This is a genomic window from Rhizobium sp. 25PS6 (assembly GCF_032464655.1).
Lineage (GTDB): Bacteria > Pseudomonadota > Alphaproteobacteria > Rhizobiales > Rhizobiaceae > Rhizobium > Rhizobium laguerreae.
The window spans coordinates 153,782-176,915 of the sequence record NZ_JAWDIV010000015.1 but is presented as its reverse complement, the minus strand read 5'-3'; the positions used below and the strand labels follow the sequence as shown (position 1 = coordinate 176,915).

The window sequence follows — 23,134 nt, the reverse complement described above, 5'->3', positions numbered from 1 at the left end:
GTCATGCTCGGGCTTGTCCCGAGCATCTGCGCCGCTCGATACGTGGGCAGATCCTCGGCACAAGGCCGAGGATGACGCCGAGGAAAGTATGAAGCTTGTGCCTTACATGCCCTGCACGCCGCGGTTCATCGCCGCAATTCCGGTACGGCAGACCTCGATGAGGCCAAGCGGCTTCATGATCGCCACGAACTGATCGATCTTCGACGATTTGCCGGTGATCTCCAGAATGAAATGTCCGACCGTCGCATCCACCACCTTGGCATGGAAGGCATCGGCAAGGCGCAGCGTCTCGGCACGCATCTCGCCCTCGCCGATCACCTTGACCAGCGCCACTTCGCGCTCGATCGGCCGGTCCTGGCCGAGCTCGCGGGCCCGCACCGTCAGGTCGACGACGCGGTGCACGGGCACGATGCGTTCCAGTTGCGCCTTGATCTGCTCCAGCACCTGCGGCGTGCCGCGAGTGACGACGGTGATGCGGGAAAGATGCGCCTGATGCTCGGTCTCGGAGACCGTCAGGCTCTCGATATTGTAGCCGCGGCCGGAGAACAGACCGATGACCCGGGCAAGAACGCCCGGTTCGTTGTCGACGAGAACCGAAAGCGTGTGGCTTTCGACCGCCGCCGTTTCCGGCGAGATGAAGTAAGCGGAGCCCGTGGGCTGTAGGTGTGCGTTCATGGTCTTGAGTTTCCTCTTCCCTGTCGCATAACCCCGAAAATCGGAAACGATTTTCGGAAAGGATTATGCGCAAAATTAAAAAATGTCAGACGAGCGCGCGGCCCTTGGCATCGATCGCATTGGCAACCGCTTCGTCGGTGGCTTCGTCCGGCAGCAGCATTTCGTTATGGGCCTTGCCCGAGGGGATCATCGGGAAGCAATTGGCGAGATTGGCGACGCGGCAATCGAAGATGACAGGCTTTCTGACCTCGATCATCTCCAGAATGGTGTCATCAAGCGCATCCGGCTTTTCGCAGCGCAGGCCGACAGCGCCATAGGCCTCCGCCAGCTTGACGAAATCGGGCATCGCCTCCGTATAGGAATTCGATAGGCGGTTGCCGTGCAGCAGCTGCTGCCACTGGCGCACCATGCCCATATACTGGTTGTTCATGATGAAGATCTTGATCGGCGCATCATGCTGGATCGCTGCCGACATTTCCTGGATACACATCTGTATCGAGGCGTCGCCGGCAATGTCGATGACGAGGCTGTCGGGATGGGCGATCTGCACGCCAAGCGCGGCCGGCAGACCGTAGCCCATCGTGCCGAGGCCTCCCGAGGTCATCCAGCGGTTCGGCTGCTCGAAACCGAAGAACTGTGCCGCCCACATCTGGTGCTGGCCGACTTCGGTGGTGATGTAGGTATCGCGGTCCTTGGTATGGGCAAAGAGCCGCTCTAGCGCATATTGCGGCATGATGACGTCATTGCTCTTCGTATAGGCGAAGGAGTTGCGTGCCCGCCAGCGGGCGATATCGGTCCACCAGTCGTCCAGGCGACCCTTTTCCGGCTTCTTCGGCAGCGCCCGCCACAGGCGGACCATGTCTTCGAGGACATGGCCGACATCGCCGCGAATGCCGATATCGACCCGGACGTTCTTGTTGATCGAGGACGGATCGATATCGATATGTATCTTCTTCGAGTTCGGCGAAAAGGCATTGAGACGGCCGGTGATGCGGTCGTCGAAACGGGCGCCGATGCAGACCATGACGTCGCAGTCGTGCATCGCCATATTGGCCTCGTAGGAGCCGTGCATGCCGAGCATCTTCAGCCAGTTCTTGCCCGAAGCGGGATAGGCGCCGAGGCCCATCAGCGTCGAAGTGATCGGGAAATCGGTGAGATCGACCAGCTCGCGCAGCAGCTTCGAAGCCTCGGGGCCGGAATTGATGACGCCGCCGCCGGAGTAGATGATCGGACGGCGCGCATTCGCCATCAGTTCGATCGCGGCATGGATCTGGTTGAGGTCGCCCTGGATCTTCGGCTGGTAGCTCTTCTGGATCGCGTAATCGGCGGGCGGCGTGTAGGTGCCGGTCGCAAACTGCACGTCTTTCGGAATATCGACGACGACGGGGCCCGGACGGCCGGACTGGGCGATGCGGAAGGCCTCGTGAATGACGGCGGCAAGCTGGTTGACATCCTTGACCAGCCAGTTGTGCTTGGTGCAGGGCCGGGTGATGCCGACCGTATCGCATTCCTGGAAGGCGTCGGAGCCGATCAGTGGGGTCGGAACCTGTCCGGTCAGGCAGACGAGCGGGATCGAATCCATCAGCGCGTCCTGCAGCGGCGTGACGGCATTGGTGGCGCCCGGGCCAGAGGTCACCAGCATGACGCCGACCTTGCCGGTGGAGCGGGCGTAACCTTCGGCCGCATGGCCTGCCCCCTGCTCGTGGCGGACGAGGATGTGCTTGACATCCTCCTGCTGGAAGATCTCGTCGTAGATCGGCAGGACGGCGCCGCCGGGATAGCCGAAAATATGTTCGACGCCGTTGTCCTTCAGCGCCTTGAGAACGATCTCCGCTCCCGTCATCCGATTGCCTGCCGCCTGATTGTCCGTGCTCATCTGTCTGTTCCGTTTGATGCTGGGATTGCGTTTGTGGCCGGAAGCCCGAATTTCGGGCATAAAAAAAGGCCCCTGAGGAGCCTGTCATCTAGCGCATGGGTGGCTATCGCCGGATGGTTACACCATCCTGCCCATGCGCTTTCCCACCACGATAAGAGCCGTTGCGATTTTCATGGTCGGAAGTGATAGACAGAAAATTTCGCAGCGTCAACGCATGCCGCAATAAAAAACTGCCCCACGCCTGCATCCCCGAAAATCGATAGGATGAAGGATTTGTTAAAGGATCGACTTTATTCTTCTACGCTACCGCATGGAGTAGCCCTTTGCTCAACAACGACTTGCGCACCTCTGGCAAGGCAGGCGAGCATGATCGCCGCGATGGCCATGCGCCGGGAAATCGCTTTCTCGGCCGCGTCGTTGCATGCAGCGGGTCGCGGGCGACCATCGCCGCCGTCGCCGAACAGGGCGGCACCGATCTGACCGAACTCTGGTCCGTGGGGCGGCTGATTTCGATCAGCGTCGGCCGCAACCGCGTCGTCGCGCTCGTCTATCAGATGAACACCGGCAGCCATGCCTGGGGCGAAGGCGAAGACAATATTTTCAAGATCGAGACCGAGCTGCTCGGCGAAGTCCGTGTCGACGAGGACGGGCGCGAAGAATTCTCGACCGGCATCTCGCGTTATCCCTATCTCGGCGCCATCGCGCACCGCATCCGATCGGCCGACCTGATGCGCATCTACGATGCCGGCGAAGGTACGACCGCCGTCATCGGCAAGCTGACGCAGGACGAAAGCATCGACGCGGCGATTCACATCCCCTCGATGCTCTCCAAGCATTTCGCCGTCGTCGGCTCCACCGGTGTCGGCAAGTCGACGGCCGTGTCGCTGCTCCTGCACAAGGCAATCGCGGCGGACCCGAAGCTGCGTGTACTGATCCTCGATCCGCATAACGAATTCGCCGCCGCCTTTCCTCAGCACGCCGTCACCATCGATACCGATACGCTTGATCTGCCCTTCTGGCTGATGCGACTGGAGGAATTCGCCGAAGTCGTCTTTCGCGGCCGCCCGCCGGTGCCCGAAGAGCTCGACATGCTGCGCGATATCCTGCCGGAAGCCAAGCGCGCCTTCCGCGGCAGCGACAACTCGCTGGTCCGCCGCACGACGGAAAAGAGTTCGATTACCGCCGATACGCCGGTTCCCTACCGCATGGCCGATCTGCTGGCGCTGATCGACGAGCGCATCGGCCGCCTGGAAGGCCGCTCGGAAAAGCCCTTCCTGCGGTCGCTGAAGATGCGCCTCATCGCTGCGATCAACGATCCGCGCTATCACTTCATGTTCTCCAACAACACGATCAGCGACACGATCACCGAAACCATCGCGCAGATCTTCCGCATCCCCGGCGAGAATCGGCCGATCTGCACCTTCCAGCTTGCCGGCATCCCCTCGGAGGTCGTCAATTCGGTCGCCTCCGTACTCTGCCGCATGGCCTTCGAGGTGGCGCTGTGGAGCGACGGCGCCATCCACATGCTCGTCGTCTGCGAGGAAGCTCACCGTTATATCCCCTCCGATCCGAGCCTCGGCTTCGTGCCGACGCGCCAGGCGATCGCCCGCATCGCCAAGGAAGGCCGCAAATACGGCGTCTCGCTCGGCATCATCACCCAGCGGCCGGGCGAGCTCGACCAGACGATCCTGTCGCAGTGTTCGACACTCTTTGCCATGCGCCTCGCCAACGACCGCGACCAGGAAATCATCCGCTCGGCCATCCCGAACTCGTCGATCTCGACGACGAGCTTCATCTCCTCGATCGGCAATGGCGAAGCGATCGCCTTTGGCGAGGCGATCAGTGTGCCGATGCGCATGCGCTTTTCCCGCGTCGACGAAAACCTCCTGCCGAAGGCGAGCAGCGCCAACAGCAAGCAGAGCGAGGAAGATCCGGATACGGTCGATTTGCGCAAGATCGTCACGCGCATGCGGGCGGTGACCGTCGGACCCGACATTTCGAATTTCCAGCAGAATTATGCCGCGTCCGTGGCAGGTTTCGACGAGGCTGATGCGGCCGACGAGGATCTCGACGCGAAGCCCTACGCGCCGCCCACCTCTTCCGTCGCGCCACTCGAATCCTACCGCCGCGAACTGCTGCCGCAAACACCGCGGCTGGACCCCGCCACGTCACCCGCGATCGATCCCAGGCTGGACGCGCTCCGCCGTGAGATGCGCCGCGACGAGCCGGTCTTTCCCCGGCCGATACCGCCGGCGGATCAGCCCGCCGTCTCCCGCCGGGAGCCCGGCACGTCGCTGCGCGAAAGCATCCTGAAAAAACCGCTGAGCGGCCTCTACAACAAGGATTGACGCTTCAGCTCGCTCTCCAATGCGATCAGAGGCTCGACGGCCTCGAGCACCCGTTGCCGGTCCATCGACCCGAGCGGCAACAGAGGACGTGGGAGCTCTGCCCTGGCGAGTGAGAGAAGGTCGAGCAGCGTATAGACCACGCGAAGGCTTCCGAACTCTTTGAACGTTTTCCAGAGCGGCTGGAGGAGATCATCGAGCCGATGCGCCTCGCCGCCCTCGCCTGCAATCGCGGCCTTGCTCAGGGCAAGGGCGACGCGCGGAAGCACGCCGCCGATGACGCTGTACCAGGCGTCGGCACCAGAAAGCAGCGCTTCGGCCGCGCCCCAATCGCCGCTGTAGCCGATCTCAAGCCTGGTCTTGCCTCGCAATGCCGCCAGCTCGTCTGCGAAATCGCCGTCAGCAGGCAGAGGCATCTTCACGGCGCTGACCGTCTCGATATCGGATAGGCGCTGCAGAAGATCCCGGCTGAAGGTGAAGTGGGTCGTGCCGGGATTGTTGTAGATACAAAGCGGCAGCTTCGCCGCCTCGGTGACCGCCAGGAAATGCTCGTAGGCTTCGTCCTGTGTCAGCGGCGTGTAGGACACCGGCGCAAGCAGAAGAGCGCCTGCACCGCCGGCCTCGGCATCCCTTGCCAGGCTCCGGGCATGGTCTGTCCTCAGAGCACCGACTCCGACGACGAGGGGAATACGACCGCGAACGCACTCGACGGCAGCCTCGACGGCTCGCCGTCGCTCCTCGCGTGTGAGAAAGGCATAGATCCCGGTGCTGCCGAGAAGGCCTATCGAAGCCACGCCTGCATCACACAGGCGTTCCAGCAGGCGACCGAGGGCTTCGGTGTCGACCCGGCCATCCCTGTCGGCGGGCGTGGGCGGAAAGGCCGAAAGTCCATGAAACGGAGAAGCGACAGACATGATGCGATCCTGAAAATCCGGTCAATGTGAGAACAGAAGGCGCGATCCGGCGCCCGCGAAGAAGACGGCAAGACTGCCCTCGATCCACCGCCGCGCACGGGCGTAGCCGCGCACCATCGGTGCCGTGGAGAAGAGCACGGCATAGCCGGCAAAAATCCAGATCCCCAAGAGCACGCAGCCGCCGAAGGCGGTGACGGCCATCTCCGGCGAAGCGCCCGGCTTGAGGCCGAGCGACATGATCGCCACCCAGGCCAGAACCGCCTTCGGATTGCCGAGATGCATCAGAACGCCGCGACGATAGAGCGCGCCGCGTTGCGCGGCAGGCCGCACGGCCTCGCTTGCCGGCCTATCCGGGGCGGCGGCCGAGCGGGCCGCTCTCCAGGCGAGCCAGAGAAGGTACAATCCGCCTGCGATCTTAAGGAACAGCAGGGCATGGGCATAGCGGACGAGGAGTGTCGAGATGCCGGTGACCGCGATCAGCCCCCAGCATGTCGACATCGTTATAACACCAGCGGCAAGGGCGAGCGCCGGTCGACGCCCTTGCCGCATCGCCACATTCATGATGGCCATATTGCTTGGTCCGGGACTGCCTGCAGCGATTGCGTAGGCAATGTAGACGACGAGAAGATCCTGGTAGACGACGAGAAGATCCTGCATTTACGTTTTTTTCCGGAGTTTGCGCCCGCACGCCCCACGAAGACGAAGAATGCTCCGTCGGGAACCGCCAATAAGCTTCCTTTTCTTCCAAAATTGGTTCATCATGAAGTGCCATTTTGAAGAATTTGTATAGACCATTTTGCGATGTCCAAACGGCGCAGCACCATCGAAATACCATCGCTCGAGGCGATCGATCGAACGGCCAATGTCGGTCGCCAGCTTGCGCAGGCCCTGCGGAACGCAATCGCCCGCAGTGAGCTGAGGTCGGGAGAACGCCTTCCTTCGACGCGTAGCCTTGCGGCTTCGCTGAAAATCGCGCGCGGCACTGTCGTCGAGGTGTTCGATCAGTTGACCGCAGAAGGCTATCTCGAAGCGCGGGTCGGAGCCGGAACCCGCGTTGCCGCTGATCTGATGGACGCGACGCCGGCCCGCCCGCCCACTCCGGCAGTGCCGTCTACTGCGGATGCTGTCGATCTGCCGTCCCAGGCGGCCCGGCTGATTTCCATCGCCCGTGCGCTCACCCCTCACCCGCCCGTTCCCTTCGCCATCGCCGTCCCGGCCTGCGGTATTGCGCCGGACGACAACTGGCGCCGTCTCGGCAACCGTGTGCGCGCGTCGCGACAGGCCGCCCCCTCGGGTTACCACGATCCTATGGGTTTGCTCGAACTCAGGTTTGCCATTGCCGATCACGTCCGCCGCGCGCGGGCCGTTCATTGCGAGCCGGAACAGGTCATCGTCACGTCGGGCACCCAGCAAGGCCTCTATATGGCAGGCCGGGTGCTTCTCTCGCGTGACGATGCGGTATGGGCCGAGGATCCGGCATATCCCGGGCTGACGGCGGTGCTCGATGATCTCGGCGTCCAGACGCACCGCCTGCCGGTCGATGCACAGGGAATGAACGTGGAACGCGGCCTTGAGCTATGCCCGCAGGCGCGCGCCGCATTCGTGACCCCGTCGCACCAATATCCGATCGGAATGCCGCTCAGCATGGCTCGGCGCAATTCCTTGATCACCTGGGCCGACCAAAATCGCGCCTGGATCGTCGAAGACGACTACGACAGCGAGCTGCGTTATGCCGGACATCCCTTTCCCTCGATGCAAGGGCTGCGTCCCTCACGCGTCATCTATCTCGGCACCTTCAGCAAGGTGCTCTTTCCCTCCCTGCGCCTCGGCTACGTCATCGCCCCTTCGCCACTCGCGGAAGCCTTTGCCGGCGCCCGCGCCATTCTCGACCGGCATTCGCCGACCGCCGAACAGCACGTTCTGGCGGCCTATATGCGGGAAGGCTATTTCGAAGCGCACATCCGACGCATCCGCGGCCTCTATGCCGAGCGCCGCGCTGTTCTGCTTTCGGCGCTCGATCGGGCCTTGCCTGAGGGCTGCCGCGTCCAGCAGAGCGACCAGGGCATGCATATTCTTCTATGGCTGCCCGAGGAGGTCGACGACGTGCAACTCGCAGCCCGCGCCCTCTCGTCCGGCCTCGCCGTGCGGGCGATCTCCCCAATGTATGCCACACGGCCGGCGCATCCCGGCCTGATGCTGGGCTTCGGCGGATTTCTGCCGGACCAGCTGCAGGCGGCGGTTCGCGAACTCGTCAAACTGCTGAGCCAGCAGATGTCTCAACCATAAGGCCCGCTACAAGCTGAAGCTTAAACCGTCAACCGCTCCCAGCTATCGTCCATCTGGTTGCGGAACCATGTCATTTGCCGCTTGGCATATTGCCGCGTCGCCGCAGCACCCTTCTCCAGTACCTCGTCGCGCGTTATCTCACCCCTCAGCATCGCCGCAATTTGCGACACGCCGATTGCCTTCATCACCGGCGTCTCGGCCGGCAGATCGAGCGCAAGCAGAGCCCGTACCTCGTCTTCTGCGCCTTGCTGCAGCATCTTTTCGAAACGCCCGTTGATGCGCTGGTGCAGCACTGCTCTGTCCGGCAGCACGACGATCTTGTGGGCCTCAGCCGCGTCGATGACCATCGGTCCCGACCGGCCTTGGAAATCGGCGATCGACCGCCCCGTCGCCTTTACTACCTCCAGCGCCCGGACGATGCGCTGCCCGTCCTGGCGGTTCAGGCTTGCCGCCATGGCGGGGTCGGCCTCGGCGAGTTCGATATAGAGCCTGTCCGGCCCCTCCTCCAGCAGCCGCGTCCTGAGTTTCTCCCGCAACACCTCCGGTATCTCGGGCATATCGGAGAGACCACCGGTCAGCGCCTTGAAATAAAGTCCCGTGCCGCCGACGAAGACCGGCAGCCGTCCTGCGTCCCTGAGCCCCGGTAATAGTGCCGAGACATCCCGCAGCCAGGCGCCGGTCGAATAGGCCGCAGCCGCCGGCACATGACCGTAGAGATGATGCGGCACGCCCTGCATTTCCTCTTCCGACGGCCGCGCGGTCAGCACCCGCAGCGTGTCGTAGACCTGCATGCTGTCGGCGTTGACGACCGCGCCGTCATGGCGTCTGGCCAATTCGACGGCGAGCGCGGACTTGCCGCTGGCGGTCGGCCCGGTTATCAGGATCGCGTTCACTGTGCTCAGAAGGTTTTCCATCATGGCCCTCGTTGCCACGCTTGTTGCCAATCCGTCAAATCCCGTGCTGACCCCCGAAATCGCCGAGCAGGCGGCCGAGGCCGTGAACGCTGCCGGTCTCTACTGGCTGGCCGATGGCGTTGCCTGCGACATCGCGCTGCGCGACGGCACCGATAGGCACGCGGCCGAGGCCAATATCCTTGCCGTAATATCAAGCGCGCCCGTCGACCTCGTTATCCAGGAGCAGGAGACCCGCCGCAAGAAGCTGCTGATCGCCGATATGGATTCGACGATGATCGGCCAGGAATGCATCGATGAACTCGCCGCTGAAGTCGGCCTGAAGGAGAAGGTGGCGACCATCACTGCGCGCGCCATGAACGGCGAGATCGCTTTCGAGCCCGCCCTGCGTGAGCGTGTCGCCCTGCTGAAGGGGCTGCCGATATCGGTCGTCGACGAGGTCATCGCCAAGCGCATCACGCTCACCCCGGGCGGCCTGGAACTGATCGCCACCATGAAGTCGAAAGGCCATTACACCGCGCTTGTCTCCGGCGGTTTCACGGTTTTCACCAGCCGCATCGCCGCCACCCTCGGCTTCGACGAGAACCGTGCCAACATGCTGCTCGAAGACGGAGGCATTCTCTCCGGCTTCGTCGCCGAACCGATCCTCGGCAAGCAGGCGAAAGTCGATGCGCTGAACGAGATTGCGGCAAGCCTCAGCATTTCGCCGGAAGAAGCGATCGCCGTCGGCGACGGCGCCAACGATCTCGGCATGCTGCAGCTAGCCGGCTCCGGCGTTGCCCTCCACGCCAAGCCCACCGTCGCTGCTCAAGCGCGAATTCAAATCAACCACGGCGACCTGACCGCACTGCTTTATATCCAGGGCTACCGGAAGACGGATTTCGCTTCACGATAGCTTCTCGAAATTTTACAAATTTGTACGTACAATTTTGTCGGATAAGACATGCCGCGGTTTCAATGGAACGACGAGAAGAACCGGACCAACAAGGCCAAGCATGGCGTATCCTTCGAGACAGCGTGTCTGATCTGGAATGATCCGCAGTATCTTCTCATTCCGGACGCGGTCTATGACGGCGAACAAAGATGGCTGGCGATCGGCGTCGTGGGTTTGGTGATTGTACTGGTCGCCGTCCATATCATCCTCGCCGAGGATGAAGAGACCGTCCGAGTGATCAGCGCTCGAAAGGCGATATCTCACGAGAGAAGACGATATGAGCAATCGACCCTTAACTGACGCGCAGCTCGCCGAACTTCGGGCACTGGAGAAGCTTCCCGAAGAGGATATCGACACTGGCGACATTCCTGAGATCACCGATGAACAGTGGCGCCTAGCTCGCAAGGGCAATTTGTACCGGCCGCTGAAGCAATCAGTGACTATCCGCCTGGATGCCGATATCCTAGACTGGTTCAAGAGCCATGCGGGCGGCCGCGGCTACCAGACGGACATCAATGCCGCGTTGCGCACCCACGTCGCTAGGTATCAAAAGAGGAGCGGCTGACCGCTCCTTCGCTTACTCCATCGGCACCGCCACGAACCGCAGATCGCCATTCGCCCCTGCGATCATCAGCTGGGCATTGCGGCGGCCTTCCTGTTTCAGCGCCTGCACCTTGGCGGCGACCGCATCCGGCGACTTCATGAACTCCTGCGCCACCTCGACGATGACGTCGCCGGGCTTCAGCCCCTTTTCAGCCGAGGCGGAGCCGGGCGTCACTTCCGTCACGACGACACCATCGACGCTCTCGGCGATGCCGAAGGCCTTGCGCGTTTCGGCGCTCAAGAGCGACAGCGACAGCCCGAGCACGTTCTTCGGCGTGGCCACATCCGGCGACACCTGGCCCTTATGCTGGTCGGGTGTATCAGGTGCAGGCTTGGCCTGATCGCCGGAATCCGGCTGGTCCATGTCATTATTCTCGCCGGGATCCGGAATGATCACGCCGTCGTCCTGCGAGCCGTCGGGTGCTGAATCGTCGGACGCAGCCGCCTGATCGCTGTCCTCGAGCCGGCCGAGTTTCACCTTGACGGTCTGCTCTTTGCCGTCGCGCAGCACCACCACGTCGACTTCCTTGCCGACAGTGCTTTCCGCCACGACGCGCGGCAGGTCGCGCATTTCGCTGACGGTCTTGCCGTCGAATTTCAAAATGACGTCGCCCGCCTTGATCGAACCGTCGTCGACGGGGCCGCCCTTGATGACGCCGGCGACCAGCGCACCCTTTGCGGTGTCGAGCCCGAGGCTGTCGGCGATATCGTCGGTCACCGGCTGTATGCGCACGCCGAGCCAACCGCGCCGCGTCTCGCCATATTCCCGCAGCTGATCAACGACGCCGGAAGCAAGCTCCGACGGCACCGAAAAGCCGATGCCGATCGAGCCGCCGCTCGGCGAAATGATCGCCGTGTTGATGCCGATCACTTCGCCCTTCATATTGAAGAGCGGACCGCCGGAATTGCCCTTGTTGATTGCCGCATCCGTCTGGATGAAATTGTCGTAGGGGCCGGCATTGATGTTGCGGCCACGCCCGGAAATGATGCCCACCGTCACCGAACCGCCGAAGCCGAACGGATTGCCGATCGCCATTACCCAATCACCGATGCGCATCGTGCTGGAATCGCCGAATTTCACGGATTTCAACGGCGTCTTCGGCTCGACCTTCAGCACCGAAAGATCGGTCTTCGTATCGGTGCCGATCAGCTTCGCCTTGAGCTTCGAACCATTGGCGAAATTGATCTCGATATCGTCGGCGCCCTCGATCACGTGGTTGTTGGTGACGATATAGCCGGTCGGATCGATGACGAAGCCGGAGCCAAGCGAGCTGACATTGTGGTTGCCGCCCTTGTTGCCTTGTTGCTTGTTGAAAAAGTCGTTGAAGAATTCCTGGAAAGGCGAGCCGTCGGGGGCGCGGGGCGCCGGACCCGCGCCCTCATCGTCCTTCACCTTCTGCGAGGTCGAGATGTTGACCACGGCGTCGAGCAGGCCTTCGGCAAGATCGGCGACGGAAGCCGGGCCGGTGTTGGGCACGGCGGCCTGGATCGGAGCGGTCTGCTGCGGTGCGACGGCTGCGGGAGGCGTAGGAGCGGGAGCAGCCGTTTCCGGAGTAGCTGGAGCGGGTGCAATAACCCCGGGTGCGGTCGTCTCAGGCGCGGTTTGCGCATAGGCAATCCCGCTCACGCCGGCTTGCGCCAGGATTGCGGCGCTGGCCATAAGCGCTAGCGTTCGTCTGAAGGGCGAGCGAATCGTGGGGGCCATCAAGCTTCCTCATAAGGGTGCATGCGCACATTGAGCATCAGCATAAGGCGGAATGATGGAGGGTGAAATCACCTTTTCGCGAAATCCCCGTGCAATGTGAGGTGGCCTCGCAAAAGCCGGATCGTCTCAATCATTCCACGAAAAAAGGGCCGGCGCTCGGGCCGGCCCTTCCGAAATTGTCGGTGGTCGTTTCGCGGGCTGTCAGTTCGCCGGGACCGGTGCTGCGGGAGCAGTTGCGCCCGGAACTGCCGGAACTGGCGCGGCCGGATTTGTCGGCTGCAGGGTGCCGGCGGCATTGTCGAAATAGCGGAAGAATTCCGAATTCGGCGACAGCACCAGCGTCGTGTCCTGCGACGAGAGAGCGGAGGAATAGGCCGCCATCGAGCGATAGAACTCGAAGAAGGCTGGATCCTTGCTGAAGACTTCGGCAAAGACGCGGTTTCGTTCCGCATCGCCCTGGCCCCGAAGGATTTCCGCATCGCGCTGGGCGCCCGCGGTGAACTCGACAACCTGACGGTCGGCGATGGCGCGCCGCCGCTGGCCTTCCTCATTGCCCTCGGCACGGATGCGCTCGGCCTCGGCAAGGCGTTCCGAACGCATGGCGTTATAGGTGTTGGGCGCAACCTCCGGCGAAAGGTCGGTGCGGCGGATGCGAACGTCGTCTATATGCAGGCCGAGATTTTCGGCATCCGTGCGCAGGTCGTCGCGAATCTCCAGCATCATCGCGACACGCTCTTCCGAGAGAGCGGCATTGTAGTCACGCAGACCGTAGACACGACGAAGCGATGAATCGAGCTGCGCTCTCAACCGCGCTTCCGCGGCTTCGCGATCGCCCGAGACCGTTTCGCGGAAGCGGCGAACATCCGAGATGTTATAGATCACGAAGGCATCGACGTCGAAGGTCTGGCCATCCTGGACCTGAACGCGAATATTGTCGAGATCGAGCCTCAGCGCCTGCTTTTCGACCAGCTGAACGCGGTCGGCATCCATGAAGCCGAAGGGCAGCTTGAAATAAATGCCAGGCTCGGTCTTGACCGACTGGATCTGGCCGAAACGGACGACGATGGCCTGCTCGCGTGCATTCACCACGAAGATGGACGAATAAAGCCCGACCAGCACGATGGCGAGGATGATGAGAATGATGGGAAGTCTGTTCGATGTCATGACTCAACCTCCCTGCTGCGCAGGCTTGCCGAGCTCATTGAGCGGCAGATAGGGCAGGACGCCCTGCTTCTCGTCGATAATGACCTTCCGGGAATTCTTCAGCACCTGCTCCATCGTTTCGAGATACAACCGCTTGCGGGTCACGTCGGGCGCCTTCGAATATTCGTCGTTGATCGCCGTGAATCGCTGCGCTTCACCTTCCGCCTCCTTCACGACGCGGTCTTTGTAAGCGGCTGCATCTTCACGGATTCTGGCCGCATCGCCTCGCGCCTGGCCGAGCTTCTGGTTCGTGTAGCGATTGGCCTCTTCGATCGTGCTGTCGCGGTCACGGCCGGCACGCTGCACTTCTTCGAAAGCATCGGCGACTTCCCGCGGCGGCGCCACATTCTGGATCGTCACGCCGGTCACGGTCACGCCCGCGCCATAGCGGTTCATCGTGTCCTGCAGGATGTTAAGCACGTCCACTTCGATCGGCTGACGATTGCTGCGGAAAGCGTCCTGCGCCGGACGTCGGCCGACGATCTCACGCATGGCACTGTCGGATACCTGCTGCAGCGTCTCCGCCGGATTTTCGACGTTGAAGAGATAGGCCTTGGGATCGCTGACGGTATAGAAGACCGCGAACTGCACGTTGATGACGCTTTTGTCGCTGGACAGCATCAGGCCGTTCGAAGACGATGCCGAAGTCGCCCCGATGTTCAGCTGCTGTACGGTCACCTTGACCGTCTCCACTGTTTCCATCGGCCAAAAGTGGAAATGCAGGCCCGGCATGGAAATCTCGTCCTTCGGCGTGCCGAACCGCAGCTCGACGCCGCGTTCGTCCGGCTGCACGACATAAATGCACTGGATCAGCCAGAAGACCGCGACGATCGCCGCGACGATCACTGCCACGCCGCCGTTGAAGCCGCCGGGTATGATGTTGCGCAGCTGGTCCTGGCCGCGCCGGATAATATCTTCTAGATCAGGCGGTCCGCCCTTGCCGCCGCCACCGCGCGGCCGGTTCGGCCCCTGTCCCCATGGTCCCTGATTATTACCGCCGCCGCCGCCCCAAGGGCCGCCGCCGCCATTCTGATTGCTCCAGGGCATCAAAACCTCGTTGTTCGTTAAGTCTCCACGCATCCGAAACCGTGGGGGCTGGCCGGCGGACGCGTTGGTGACCGTTATAGGTATCAGCGCATCGGCTTTCAACGCAGCGTGAGAAACTTGGTCAATTTAATTGGAAAATAGTTCATTTTCAGGCGTAACGGCGTTCGTAGACGATGAAACGTGTGGGATAACTGTCCTTTTCGCCAGCCGGCACCGCGATCACCTCCCCCGCCTGCCAGATGTCGGGATCGATCGCGGGAAACGACGCGTCTCCGTCGAGATCGGCCTCGACATGCGTGATGCACATCCGGTCGGCAAGACCGATCGCCTGCGCGTAGACCTGCCCGCCGCCGATAATGCAAATCTCGTCGACGCCGGTTTCGAGCGCCAGCCTGTCGGCCACCGTCATCGCCTCGGACAGCGAATGGGCCATGGAGACATCGGGATGGTCTATCGCCGCTTGCCGCGAAATGACGACGTTCGGCCGTCCCGGCAGTGGCTTGCCGATCGAATCGTAAGTCTTGCGGCCCATCACGACAGGCTTTCCCAATGTCAGCGCCTTGAAGCGCTTCAGATCGCTCGAAAGCCGCCACGGCATATCGCCGTCGCGGCCGATAATGCCGTTGCGGGCAACCGCGGCGATAATGGTCCTGCGAATGTCGGCCATGGAATGTCCCGGATCAGACGGCGATCGGCGCCTTGATGCTGGCATCGGCCTCGTAGCCGATCAGCTCGAAATCGTCGAAGGTGAAGCCGAAAATGTCCTTCACATCAGGCTTGATGCGCATGAAAGGCAGCGGCTTCGGCCGGCGCGCTAGCTGCAGCTTCGCCTGGTCGAAATGGTTGTGATAGAGATGGGCGTCGCCGAGCGTGTGGACGAAATCGCCGGGCTTCAGCCCGGTCACCTGAGCCACCATCATCGTCAGCAGCGCATAGGAGGCGATGTTGAACGGCACGCCGAGGAAGATATCGGCCGAGCGCTGGTAGAGCTGGCAGGAAAGCTTGCCGTCAGCCACATAGAACTGGAACAGGCAATGGCAGGGCGGCAGCGCCATTTCGTCCACTTCGGCCGGATTCCAGGCCGAGACGATGTGGCGGCGCGAATTCGGATTGTTGACGATGCCTTTGACGAGATTGGCGATCTGGTCGATATGGCCGCCGTCGGGCGCTGGCCAGGAGCGCCACTGGGCGCCGTAGACCGGCCCGAGATCGCCGTTTTCATCGGCCCATTCGTCCCAGATCGAAACGCCGTTCTCCTTGAGATAGCGGATATTCGTCTCGCCCTTCAGGAACCATAAAAGCTCGTGGATGATCGAGCGCAGATGCAGCTTCTTCGTGGTAAGGACGGGGAAGCCTTCTTCGAGGTCGAAGCGCATCTGGTAGCCGAAGACCGAGCGCGTGCCGGTGCCGGTGCGGTCGCCCCGGTCGGAGCCCTTTTCCATCACATGATTCAAGAGATCGAGATATTGCTTCATGTCGCGCTGATTCCCTTTCGGCCAATTTAAGCCTTCGGAGCCGGGAAACCAATCACCGGCCGGTATTTTCCCAATGTTTCTGATGGGCCGCATAACGCTTTTATGACGTTTGCCCTTTCCTTGGGCTGAGGAAACCACTATATCAGCCTTGCCGGCTTTCGGGTCGGCTATGGCGATAAATGAGCGGTGTAATAAACCTATTGGACCCGGGGGCGGTACCCGGCGCCTCCACCAAAAACCGGCGGTCTTAGAGGCCGGCTTTTGATGGGGGCGAAACAGGATCGACAAGGGTGTAAAGATCGTCTTTTTGCTCGGCATTGTACCGCCGTTATCGGGCTAAAATTGTAGTTGCAAACGACAACTATGCGGAAGCTCGTCTCGCTGCTTAATCGCGGTGTGACACTTCAATCAAAGTCCTAGTGGTTCGCACCTCTAGGCGGGGTTCGAAGGCACCTGGCAACAGAAGCCTTCACCTTCTCCCTGCCGCCGAAATCATGTATGCTGCTTAAAAACGTGACTCGGCTCCGGTCTTTCCCAAGGCGCCCGGACGTGGCATATAACCTTGTGAAAAGACTTCCGAACCGACGAAAGACAGGAAAAGCATGGGGCAGGATCATATCCGCTACGACATTCTGGCACAGGATGCACTTCGCGGCGTCATCCGCAAGGTTTTGGCGGAAGTCGCAGCGACGGGCCGTCTGCCCGGTGATCATCACTTCTTCATCACCTTCCTCACCGGCGCCACCGGCGTGCGCATCTCCCAGCACCTGAAGTCGAAATACCCCGAGCAGATGACCATCGTCATCCAGCACCAGTTCTGGGACATGAAGATCACCGAGACGCATTTCGAGATCGGCCTTTCCTTCTCAGACGTTCCGGAAAAGCTGGTTATCCCATTCAATGCGATCCGCGGCTTTTACGATCCCTCCGTCAACTTCGAGCTCGAATTCGACGTACCGCTCGCCGATGGCGAGGAATTGCCGTCCGGCGAAATCACCGCCTATCCGGTGGATGCGGCCGGGAAGCCCGTTGACGCTGCAGGCGCAAAACCCGCCGACGGCGAGGAGAAGAAACCGGGCTCCGTCGTCTCGCTCGACTCCTTCCGCAAGAAGCAGTGATCTGGAGGGAGGCCAAGCCTCCCTTTTTCGTGAGGGTCCAGGCAACCGCATGAGCGCCGAAATCATCAATCTGCGCCAGTTCCGCAAGAAGCAGGCTCGCTCCGAAAAGGAGAAGCAGGCCGAACAGAACCGCGTCTCCTTCGGCCGCACCAAGGCCGAGAAACAGCTGACGCGCAGCCTGAACGACAAGGCCGATAAAGCCCATCGCGACGGCCGGATCGAGACGGATGACGACGGCGCGTGACGGTTTCACGCAACGCGTGAAAGCCGGAATGGATTCTGCGATCAGCCACTTGCGCATTTTCCTTGAATCGATCTGCCAACCCACCCTTAATTTGATGGAAAGTCCGGAGCGCGTCTCGGACGCGCTGTGCTCCGTCCGGGATGTGAAGGCCCCATGATTCGCAAGCATTCGGCGACATTGCACGGCCATCGCACCAGTTTCTCGCTGGAGGATGAGTTCTGGACCGAGTTGAAGACGATTGCCGGAGCCCGTTCGATACCGCTCGCCGCCCTGATCTCCGAAATCGACGACCACCGCCCACCGGACAGCAATCTGTCCTCGGCGCTGCGCTTGCATGTGCTTTCCTGGCTGAAGGCCACCAGCCTTGATGCATGTTGCTCAAAATCGCGTAGCGATTTGGGACGACATCAATGAAAACAAAGACCTGAAGCGTCTTGCATGAATCAAATTCTATGCGCTTTCACTGCGCCTGAACGCCCGGCAACTGGTCGAAATTGAGCGGACCGGGCTGCGCCTGCCCGCTGCGCCGTGCTGCTTCCGCCTCGGCCGCCGCCCCCGCCTGCGCATCCGCATCCGCCTTCGCTTTGGCTTCCGCCGCGCGTGCGGCCTCAGCCTCGGCAGCAGCTTTCTCAGCGGCGGCTTTCCGCGCCAGCGCGCGCAACCGCTCTTCCTCCGCCTGCCGTTGCTGCTCGATCTCGGCCGCCTTGATGCGCTCGGCGTCGTTGAACCGGTAGAGCGCCACCTCGCGGCGCAGCCGCTGTTTTTCGAGCACGATCGCCTGCAACCGCTCGACACGCCGGCGCTCGCGCTCGAAGGCGCGCAGCGACAGATAGCTGGTAATATCGGTCACATCCATCGTCTTGCCGGGCGACGGCAGCATGCCGGAAAAATTCAGCCGGAGCGCCGGCTCGGCGCCGGAAAGCGCTTCCGTGCCAGGATTGAACCCGACACCCAGCGTCGCGCTGATGCGCTCTTCCGGCAGCCCGATCTGCGCATCGGCGGTGATGCGGGCGAGATCGTTGGCGACAGTGACATTCTGCACCCTCAGCGTCCCGTCGGCGATATTGAAAGGGATGCCGAGCGGCGGCAGCTTCGCCTCGCCGTTGCTGAGCAGCGTCTCGATGATCGGATGCACCTTGCCGGCATTGATCTGCTCCTGCATCGTATCGGTCGCGGCAAGCAGCGGCGGAAGGATGGCAAGGTTCAACCCGCGTATGCTGGTATCGCCGAGCCTCAGTTCGCCCGAACCATTGAGCGAGCTGGCGATCTCGCCGATCGTCTTGCCCGAGGCCTCCATCGACAGCGACAATCCGAACTTGCCGTTGGCGATCGGCGCGCCATCGCGCAGCCAGACGACGCCGGAAAGATCGGAATCGGCAAGCGCAAGCTTCGTCTGCAGGAAACCTGTGCCGCTGGCATTGGTGAAGAGCAGATTGCCGGAGAGCTTTCCGCCGTCCCAGTTCCCGGCCATGTCGTTGAGCTGCAGCTCGTCGCCCTTGTAGGCAACATTGCTGGTGAAGTCCGACACCGCCGTTTCCGGCAGGCCGGGCCAGAACTCCTTGGCCGCCAGCTTCACGTTGACGTCGAGATCCTTGAAGATGGGCAGCCCCAGCGGCGCCGTCGTCAGCTGACCGTTGGCGGGATCGACGATCTGGCCGAACACCGCCTCGCCGAGCCAGCCGGCATCGGCCTTGGAGAGTGTCAGCCCGCCGCTTGCGGTCGTCTTCGCAGCCTTCCGGTCGAAGGTCAGCGCACCCGAAAATTCGTTGTCGGCCGCATGCCCCTTGAGATCCGAAAAGACGATCTTCTCGCCGTCGACGGCGGCATTGACCTGCAGGCCGAACGGCAGCCCGGTTCCGGTCTGCGGCAAGGCTATGCCGTTCATGATGAGATAGGGGTCGATATCGGCGCTGTCGAGCGAAAGCGCGATCTGGCCGTTCATGAAGGTCTCCGGCCGGACATCGACCTTGCCGTTGGCCATGAACGAGGTCCGGTCGGTCGCAAAGGTCAGCGCCGCGTCGGCGGGATCGTTGCCCGATGCCTTCACCTTCAGCGTCAGTCGGCCATTGGCGCCGACATCGACCGGCAGCGGGTCGAGCCCGGCCTGGCCGAACAGGACTGATGGCACGGCGTTTTCGAGCGTCGCCTCGAGGCTCGTCGTGCCGTTGCCGGTCAGCGCCAGGAGGTCGGACATGCGGTAATCGAGATTGACGCGGCTGCCGTTCGCCACACCGGCAAGCGTCACCGTCAATGCGTCGCCCTCGTCGCCGCCGAGCGTCAGTGCGCCGCGCAATGCCGTATTGCCGTACCAGCCGGCGTTGCGCACCAGCCGGTCGAGCACCGGGTGATGCGGCAGGTGTTCGCGCAGCATGGTGAAGAAGCCGCCGGGATCAGCCGATTTGAAGGTGATTTCGCCCGCACCCTTGTAATCGAGCAGCGAACCTTCCGCCCTGCCCGTCGCCGTCAGCTCGGCGCCGGCGATATTCTTGATCGACAGCCGGTCGACGGCAAGCGCCCCATCGGCGATCGTAAACGTGGTCTCGACATTCTCGGCACTGACGCCGAAGGCGGTGAACTTGTCCGCCTTGAGCTGGGCGGCGATCTTGTGGTCAAGCGCGTTGTCGCCGGCATCCTGGCCGGTCATCAGCCCGCTCAGCGCCTGCAGCGCGTCGAGATCGAGCGTATCGCCGTTTAGCGCCACCGACAGCGTCGGCGGCTGGCCGGAGATTGCCTGGCGCTCCAGCCGACCCTTCAGCGTCGCCGGTCCGATGGCGATCTCGAGATTTTCAAAACGCTGCAATTCGTGCGTCAGGCTGACATTGGCGGAAAAGCCCGCCTGCCGCAATTGCCGGATGGCCGGATCGACCGAGCCGGCAAGCCAGGAGGCAAGCCCGGTCGGCTGGCTGGATGCCATCACGATCTGGCCGTTGAACGAAGGTTCGCCCTGAAGCAGGAGCTTGCCCTTGCCTTCCACTTGCGTGCGCCCCGGCAGCGTGCCGGTGGCGCTGTCGATCATCCAGCCGATGCCGGCCGGTTCGAGCTCCAGCTGCACGTCGCGCAGCGTCGTATCGCCGGCGACGATCGCCGGCAGCTTGACGCTCGCCTTGCCCGGCACCTGCGGGATCGGCACCTGCGCGACGATGTCAATCAGCGAATTCAGCCGCTGGCGCGCCGAAACAGCGGGATCCCGCGTCGTCTTGCCAGCCGAGCCCTGATTGCCGATGCGGTTGACGTCGATCTGCTGCCCGACGGCGGTCAGCAGGAATTCCGGCGCATTGCCGGTATCGAGCGTCGCCTCGCCGGTTATGACATAGGGATCGTCCGTCGGGCCGATCTCCATCCGGTATTCGGGGATGCGGATGCGTTCGTTGGTGAGCTCGAAGCGGCCCTTGACGCGCGGCGGCTGCTCTTTCTTGTTGGCGGGCTTGGCGCTGTTGCGGATCTCGATCGCTGCCGAAAGCTGGCCCTGATAGTTCGGCTTGCTGTCGACGAGCTTCAGCTCGCCATCGAGATCGACGCTGACAGGGTGCTTGTCCGGCGAGAGCCTCGTGCGCATGCGCAGCACGCCCTTCTCGTCCGGCTGACTGCTCGAGATCGAGAAGCCGCCGTGCTCGCCATCGAGCGCAGCGTCGCCCTCGATGCGCCAAGGACCGGCCAGCGACTTTGCCGACATTTCCGCGTTGAGGCCGGTGATGCGACGCGAGCGACCCGACTGATCGTCGATGAATTCGACCTCGCCGCCGCTGACATGCACGTTTTCGAGAACGACGGTCCTTGCCGGTATTTCCGCGCGGCTGCCGCGCATCCAGTCGAGCGTGCCGTCCTTGAGCAATCTCAAGCGTACCTTCGGATTGACGACGCGCATGTCGAAGATCAGCGCTTCGCCCGACAGGAAAGGTGCAAGCTCCGCATCCATGGAGAACTGCTCGACCTTGACGATCGGCGTGCCGTCCGCTTCCTGGCCGACGCGCACGTCATGCAGCGTCACCGACGGGAACGGCAGCAGGCGCGCATCCACCGTGCCGTAGACGGTGACCTTCTTACCGATGATGCGGCTTGCCTGATCCTCGAAATTCTTGCGGAAATCCGTCCAGTCGATGAACAGCGGCGCAAGCAGCGCCACAAACAGCACTACGACGATCACTCCCCCCAGAAAGACGAGGAACCGGCCTACCAATGCAAAGCGTCTCCATTCGGGATTCTGTTGCCGACACTAGAGCATGATGCCGAAAAGTGTGAGCGGTTTTCGGACGACATCATGCTCTAACTCTTTAATTGAGAACAGGATTCAGATTTCAAGGCGAGCCGGCCTAACATCATCCTGTTCTAGCGCCATTCATGCCGGGGGCAAGACCCAACTTCATGAGAATGTTCCGTTTTCAGCCATGGTGGAAAATCTTGCCGGGATTGAAGATATCGTCCGGATCGAGCGCCTGTTTCACCTGTCGCATCAGATCCACCGCGCCGCCGAGCTCCTGTTCCAGAAACGCCATCTTGCCCTGTCCGACCCCGTGTTCACCGGTGCATGTTCCGTCCATCTCGAGCGCCCGCCGGTTGAGCCGTTGCACGAAAGCCTCGGCCACGGCGACGCCTTCGGTGCTCTTGTCATCAAACAACAGCAGCACATGGAAGTTCCCGTCGCCGGCATGGCCGACGATCGGCCCCAGCAGCCCATGCTCCTCGATATCCGCCTGCGTTTCGGAAACACAATCGGCAAGCCTCGATATCGGAACACAAACATCGGTCGAAAGTGCGGCAAGCCCGGGCGCCAGCGCCCTTGCAGCCCAATAGGCGTCATGGCGCGCCCTCCAGAGCTTCGTCCGCTCCTCGGCATTGGCGGTCCATAGGAATTCGCCGCCGCCGCATTCCGCCGCGATCTCGGCAAAGGCTGCCGATTGCAGCGGCACCGTCTCGTCGGTGCCGTGGAATTCGAGGAACAGCGTCGGGCTTTCGGCATAGGAAAGCTTGGAATAGGCGTTGCAGGCCCGCATCTGTACCGTATCGAGCAACTCGATACGCGCCACCGGAATGCCCATCTGGATCGTCATGATGACGGCATCGCAGGCGGCCTTGATGCTCGGAAAGGCACAGGCCCCCCCGGCAATCTTCTGGGGGATCGCCTGCAGGCGCAGCGTCACCGAGGTCAGGATGCCAAGCGTGCCCTCGGCGCCGACGAAGAGCCGCGTCAGATCGTAGCCCGCCGAGGACTTGCGGGCGCGCCGGGCCGTGCGGATCTCCTCGCCATTGGCAGTGACGGCGGTGACGGCAAGCACATTGTCCTTCATCGTTCCATAGCGCACGGCATTGGTGCCGGAGGCCCGCGTCGAGGCCATGCCGCCGATCGAGGCGTTGGCGCCGGGATCGATCGGGAAGAACAGGCCGGTATCGCGCAGGTAGATGTTCAGCGCCTCGCGTGTCACACCCGGTTCGACGGTGCAGTCGAGATCTTCGGGATTGACCTCGATCACCCGGTTCATGCGGCTGAAATCGATCGAAATACCGCCATTGGCGGCATTGACCTGCCCCTCCAGCGAGGTGCCGACGCCGAAACCGATTACCGGCACCTTGTGGGTCGCGCAGGCATTGACCGCCGCCTTCACATCCTCGGCACTCTCGGCGAAAAGCACCCCGTCGGGCAGTTGCGGCGGAATATAGGTGGTCGTATGGGCATGCTGTTCGCGGAAGGACTGGCCGGTCTGGAAACGCTCGCCAAAGCTCTGCTTGAGAATGCCGAGCACAGCGGCAATCCCCGCCTCGTTGCGTGTGCCCGCCTTCGCATCCTTCAGCGCCATCCCTTT

General features: G+C 62.2%; 20 protein-coding genes and 1 other RNA gene. 9 read left to right on the top strand and 12 right to left on the bottom strand.

Annotated features, from left to right (window positions below; genetic code table 11):
• Positions 1-102: 102 nt before the first annotated feature.
• Together ilvN and RWK44_RS22180 are read right to left on the bottom strand one after the other, a co-directional pair.
• Positions 103-675 carry an acetolactate synthase small subunit gene (ilvN, locus tag RWK44_RS22185; protein ID WP_003560902.1) on the bottom strand — a complete coding sequence of 191 codons (573 nt, stop codon included), beginning with the start codon at positions 673-675 and terminating at the stop codon, positions 103-105.
• Positions 676-760: 85 nt separating this feature from the next.
• Complete coding sequence (locus RWK44_RS22180) at positions 761-2,551, bottom strand: acetolactate synthase 3 large subunit (protein ID WP_131639461.1); 1,791 nt, start codon at positions 2,549-2,551, stop codon at positions 761-763.
• A gap of 323 nt (positions 2,552-2,874) precedes the next feature.
• On the opposite strand from RWK44_RS22180, the gene RWK44_RS22175 reads away from it, so the two are divergent.
• A complete protein-coding gene (locus RWK44_RS22175) occupies positions 2,875-4,899 on the top strand; it encodes an ATP-binding protein (protein ID WP_221999353.1) in 2,025 nt (674 codons plus the stop codon).
• On the opposite strand, the gene RWK44_RS22170 is transcribed toward RWK44_RS22175, so the two are convergent.
• Positions 4,884-5,810, bottom strand: coding sequence for a dihydrodipicolinate synthase family protein (locus tag RWK44_RS22170; RefSeq protein ID WP_221942365.1), 927 nt, complete (start codon positions 5,808-5,810; stop codon positions 4,884-4,886). The genes RWK44_RS22175 and RWK44_RS22170 overlap by 16 nt on opposite strands.
• 21 nt (positions 5,811-5,831) lie before the next feature.
• Positions 5,832-6,467: a LysE family translocator gene (locus tag RWK44_RS22165; RefSeq protein ID WP_316029377.1), complete on the bottom strand. Its 636-nt coding sequence runs from the start codon at positions 6,465-6,467 to the stop codon at positions 5,832-5,834.
• A gap of 144 nt (positions 6,468-6,611) precedes the next feature.
• Here RWK44_RS22165 and pdxR point away from each other — a divergent pair, with 144 nt between their 5' ends.
• Positions 6,612-8,096 (top strand): MocR-like pyridoxine biosynthesis transcription factor PdxR, encoded by a 1,485-nt coding sequence (pdxR, locus tag RWK44_RS22160; protein ID WP_221942366.1) that lies wholly within the window; start codon positions 6,612-6,614, stop codon positions 8,094-8,096.
• A 20-nt stretch (positions 8,097-8,116) separates the two neighbouring features.
• Here the strand turns inward: pdxR and miaA are convergent, their stop codons facing one another.
• The gene (gene miaA / locus RWK44_RS22155; RefSeq protein ID WP_221942367.1) at positions 8,117-9,013 is read right to left on the bottom strand and encodes a tRNA (adenosine(37)-N6)-dimethylallyltransferase MiaA; all 897 of its coding nucleotides are present in this window, start codon (positions 9,011-9,013) and stop codon (positions 8,117-8,119) included.
• On the opposite strand from miaA, the gene serB reads away from it, so the two are divergent.
• The 3 genes from serB to RWK44_RS22140 are packed head-to-tail and all read left to right on the top strand — an operon-like array spanning position 9,012 to position 10,506.
• On the top strand, positions 9,012-9,902 hold the full coding sequence (serB, locus tag RWK44_RS22150) for a phosphoserine phosphatase SerB (RefSeq protein WP_221942368.1): 891 nt from the start codon (positions 9,012-9,014) through the stop codon (positions 9,900-9,902). The two genes, miaA and serB, sit on opposite strands and share 2 nt — an antisense overlap.
• A gap of 48 nt (positions 9,903-9,950) precedes the next feature.
• The gene (locus RWK44_RS22145; RefSeq protein WP_131666724.1) at positions 9,951-10,241 is read left to right on the top strand and encodes a BrnT family toxin; all 291 of its coding nucleotides are present in this window, start codon (positions 9,951-9,953) and stop codon (positions 10,239-10,241) included.
• Positions 10,219-10,506, top strand: coding sequence for a BrnA antitoxin family protein (locus RWK44_RS22140; protein ID WP_077978754.1), 288 nt, complete (start codon positions 10,219-10,221; stop codon positions 10,504-10,506). Before RWK44_RS22145 ends, RWK44_RS22140 begins: the two co-directional genes overlap by 23 nt.
• A 12-nt stretch (positions 10,507-10,518) precedes the next feature.
• Here the strand turns inward: RWK44_RS22140 and RWK44_RS22135 are convergent, their stop codons facing one another.
• From RWK44_RS22135 to RWK44_RS22115, 5 genes are all read right to left on the bottom strand, one after another.
• Entirely contained in the window at positions 10,519-12,249 is a 1,731-nt protein-coding gene (locus tag RWK44_RS22135) for a Do family serine endopeptidase (RefSeq protein ID WP_131666723.1), read from the bottom strand.
• Positions 12,250-12,450: 201 nt separating this feature from the next.
• Positions 12,451-13,413: a protease modulator HflC gene (gene hflC, locus RWK44_RS22130; protein ID WP_062945356.1), complete on the bottom strand. Its 963-nt coding sequence runs from the start codon at positions 13,411-13,413 to the stop codon at positions 12,451-12,453.
• 3 nt (positions 13,414-13,416) lie between these two features.
• Positions 13,417-14,499: an FtsH protease activity modulator HflK gene (gene hflK, locus RWK44_RS22125; protein WP_027668568.1), complete on the bottom strand. Its 1,083-nt coding sequence runs from the start codon at positions 14,497-14,499 to the stop codon at positions 13,417-13,419.
• A gap of 148 nt (positions 14,500-14,647) precedes the next feature.
• Complete coding sequence (locus tag RWK44_RS22120) at positions 14,648-15,166, bottom strand: dihydrofolate reductase (protein ID WP_072637847.1); 519 nt, start codon at positions 15,164-15,166, stop codon at positions 14,648-14,650.
• A gap of 13 nt (positions 15,167-15,179) precedes the next feature.
• Positions 15,180-15,974, bottom strand: a complete 795-nt coding sequence (locus tag RWK44_RS22115; protein ID WP_012758237.1) for a thymidylate synthase — start codon at positions 15,972-15,974, stop codon at positions 15,180-15,182.
• Positions 15,975-16,085: 111 nt separating this feature from the next.
• Between RWK44_RS22115 and ssrA the strand changes: the two genes are divergently transcribed.
• The 4 genes from ssrA to RWK44_RS22095 all read left to right on the top strand — a co-directional run bounded on the left by ssrA (position 16,086) and on the right by RWK44_RS22095 (position 17,750).
• Positions 16,086-16,448: a transfer-messenger RNA gene (gene ssrA / locus RWK44_RS22110) on the top strand.
• Positions 16,449-16,576: 128 nt separating this feature from the next.
• Positions 16,577-17,092, top strand: a complete 516-nt coding sequence (locus RWK44_RS22105; protein WP_020050784.1) for an SspB family protein — start codon at positions 16,577-16,579, stop codon at positions 17,090-17,092.
• A 49-nt stretch (positions 17,093-17,141) separates the two neighbouring features.
• Positions 17,142-17,336 carry a DUF4169 family protein gene (locus RWK44_RS22100; protein ID WP_131639470.1) on the top strand — a complete coding sequence of 65 codons (195 nt, stop codon included), beginning with the start codon at positions 17,142-17,144 and terminating at the stop codon, positions 17,334-17,336.
• Positions 17,337-17,489: 153 nt separating this feature from the next.
• Positions 17,490-17,750: a ribbon-helix-helix domain-containing protein gene (locus RWK44_RS22095; protein ID WP_020050787.1), complete on the top strand. Its 261-nt coding sequence runs from the start codon at positions 17,490-17,492 to the stop codon at positions 17,748-17,750.
• Between the two features lie 46 nt (positions 17,751-17,796).
• Here RWK44_RS22095 and RWK44_RS22090 read toward each other — a convergent pair whose 3' ends face one another.
• Positions 17,797-21,513: an AsmA family protein gene (locus RWK44_RS22090; RefSeq protein WP_222060645.1), complete on the bottom strand. Its 3,717-nt coding sequence runs from the start codon at positions 21,511-21,513 to the stop codon at positions 17,797-17,799.
• A 202-nt stretch (positions 21,514-21,715) separates the two neighbouring features.
• Entirely contained in the window at positions 21,716-23,128 is a 1,413-nt protein-coding gene (locus tag RWK44_RS22085; protein ID WP_316029376.1) for an FAD-binding oxidoreductase, read from the bottom strand.
• Between the last annotated feature and the right edge of the window lie 6 nt (positions 23,129-23,134).

Bases quoted from the DNA above. Each gene is read 5' to 3' on its own strand.
- RWK44_RS22115 (WP_012758237.1), bottom strand. From the start codon at position 15,974: ATGAAGCAATATCTCGATCTCTTGAATCATGTGATGGAAAAGGGCTCC.
- RWK44_RS22145 (WP_131666724.1), top strand. From the start codon at position 9,951: ATGCCGCGGTTTCAATGGAACGACGAGAAGAACCGGACCAACAAGGCC.
- RWK44_RS22100 (WP_131639470.1), top strand. From the start codon at position 17,142: ATGAGCGCCGAAATCATCAATCTGCGCCAGTTCCGCAAGAAGCAGGCT.
- RWK44_RS22085 (WP_316029376.1), bottom strand. From the start codon at position 23,128: ATGGCGCTGAAGGATGCGAAGGCGGGCACACGCAACGAGGCGGGGATT.
- pdxR (WP_221942366.1), top strand. From the start codon at position 6,612: ATGTCCAAACGGCGCAGCACCATCGAAATACCATCGCTCGAGGCGATC.
- RWK44_RS22180 (WP_131639461.1), bottom strand. From the start codon at position 2,551: ATGAGCACGGACAATCAGGCGGCAGGCAATCGGATGACGGGAGCGGAG.
- RWK44_RS22140 (WP_077978754.1), top strand. From the start codon at position 10,219: ATGAGCAATCGACCCTTAACTGACGCGCAGCTCGCCGAACTTCGGGCA.
- miaA (WP_221942367.1), bottom strand. From the start codon at position 9,013: ATGATGGAAAACCTTCTGAGCACAGTGAACGCGATCCTGATAACCGGG.
- RWK44_RS22135 (WP_131666723.1), bottom strand. From the start codon at position 12,249: ATGGCCCCCACGATTCGCTCGCCCTTCAGACGAACGCTAGCGCTTATG.
- RWK44_RS22095 (WP_020050787.1), top strand. From the start codon at position 17,490: ATGATTCGCAAGCATTCGGCGACATTGCACGGCCATCGCACCAGTTTC.
- RWK44_RS22165 (WP_316029377.1), bottom strand. From the start codon at position 6,467: ATGCAGGATCTTCTCGTCGTCTACCAGGATCTTCTCGTCGTCTACATT.
- ilvN (WP_003560902.1), bottom strand. From the start codon at position 675: ATGAACGCACACCTACAGCCCACGGGCTCCGCTTACTTCATCTCGCCG.
- hflK (WP_027668568.1), bottom strand. From the start codon at position 14,499: ATGCCCTGGAGCAATCAGAATGGCGGCGGCGGCCCTTGGGGCGGCGGC.
- RWK44_RS22170 (WP_221942365.1), bottom strand. From the start codon at position 5,810: ATGTCTGTCGCTTCTCCGTTTCATGGACTTTCGGCCTTTCCGCCCACG.
- serB (WP_221942368.1), top strand. From the start codon at position 9,012: ATGGCCCTCGTTGCCACGCTTGTTGCCAATCCGTCAAATCCCGTGCTG.
- RWK44_RS22120 (WP_072637847.1), bottom strand. From the start codon at position 15,166: ATGGCCGACATTCGCAGGACCATTATCGCCGCGGTTGCCCGCAACGGC.
- RWK44_RS22105 (WP_020050784.1), top strand. From the start codon at position 16,577: ATGGGGCAGGATCATATCCGCTACGACATTCTGGCACAGGATGCACTT.
- hflC (WP_062945356.1), bottom strand. From the start codon at position 13,413: ATGACATCGAACAGACTTCCCATCATTCTCATCATCCTCGCCATCGTG.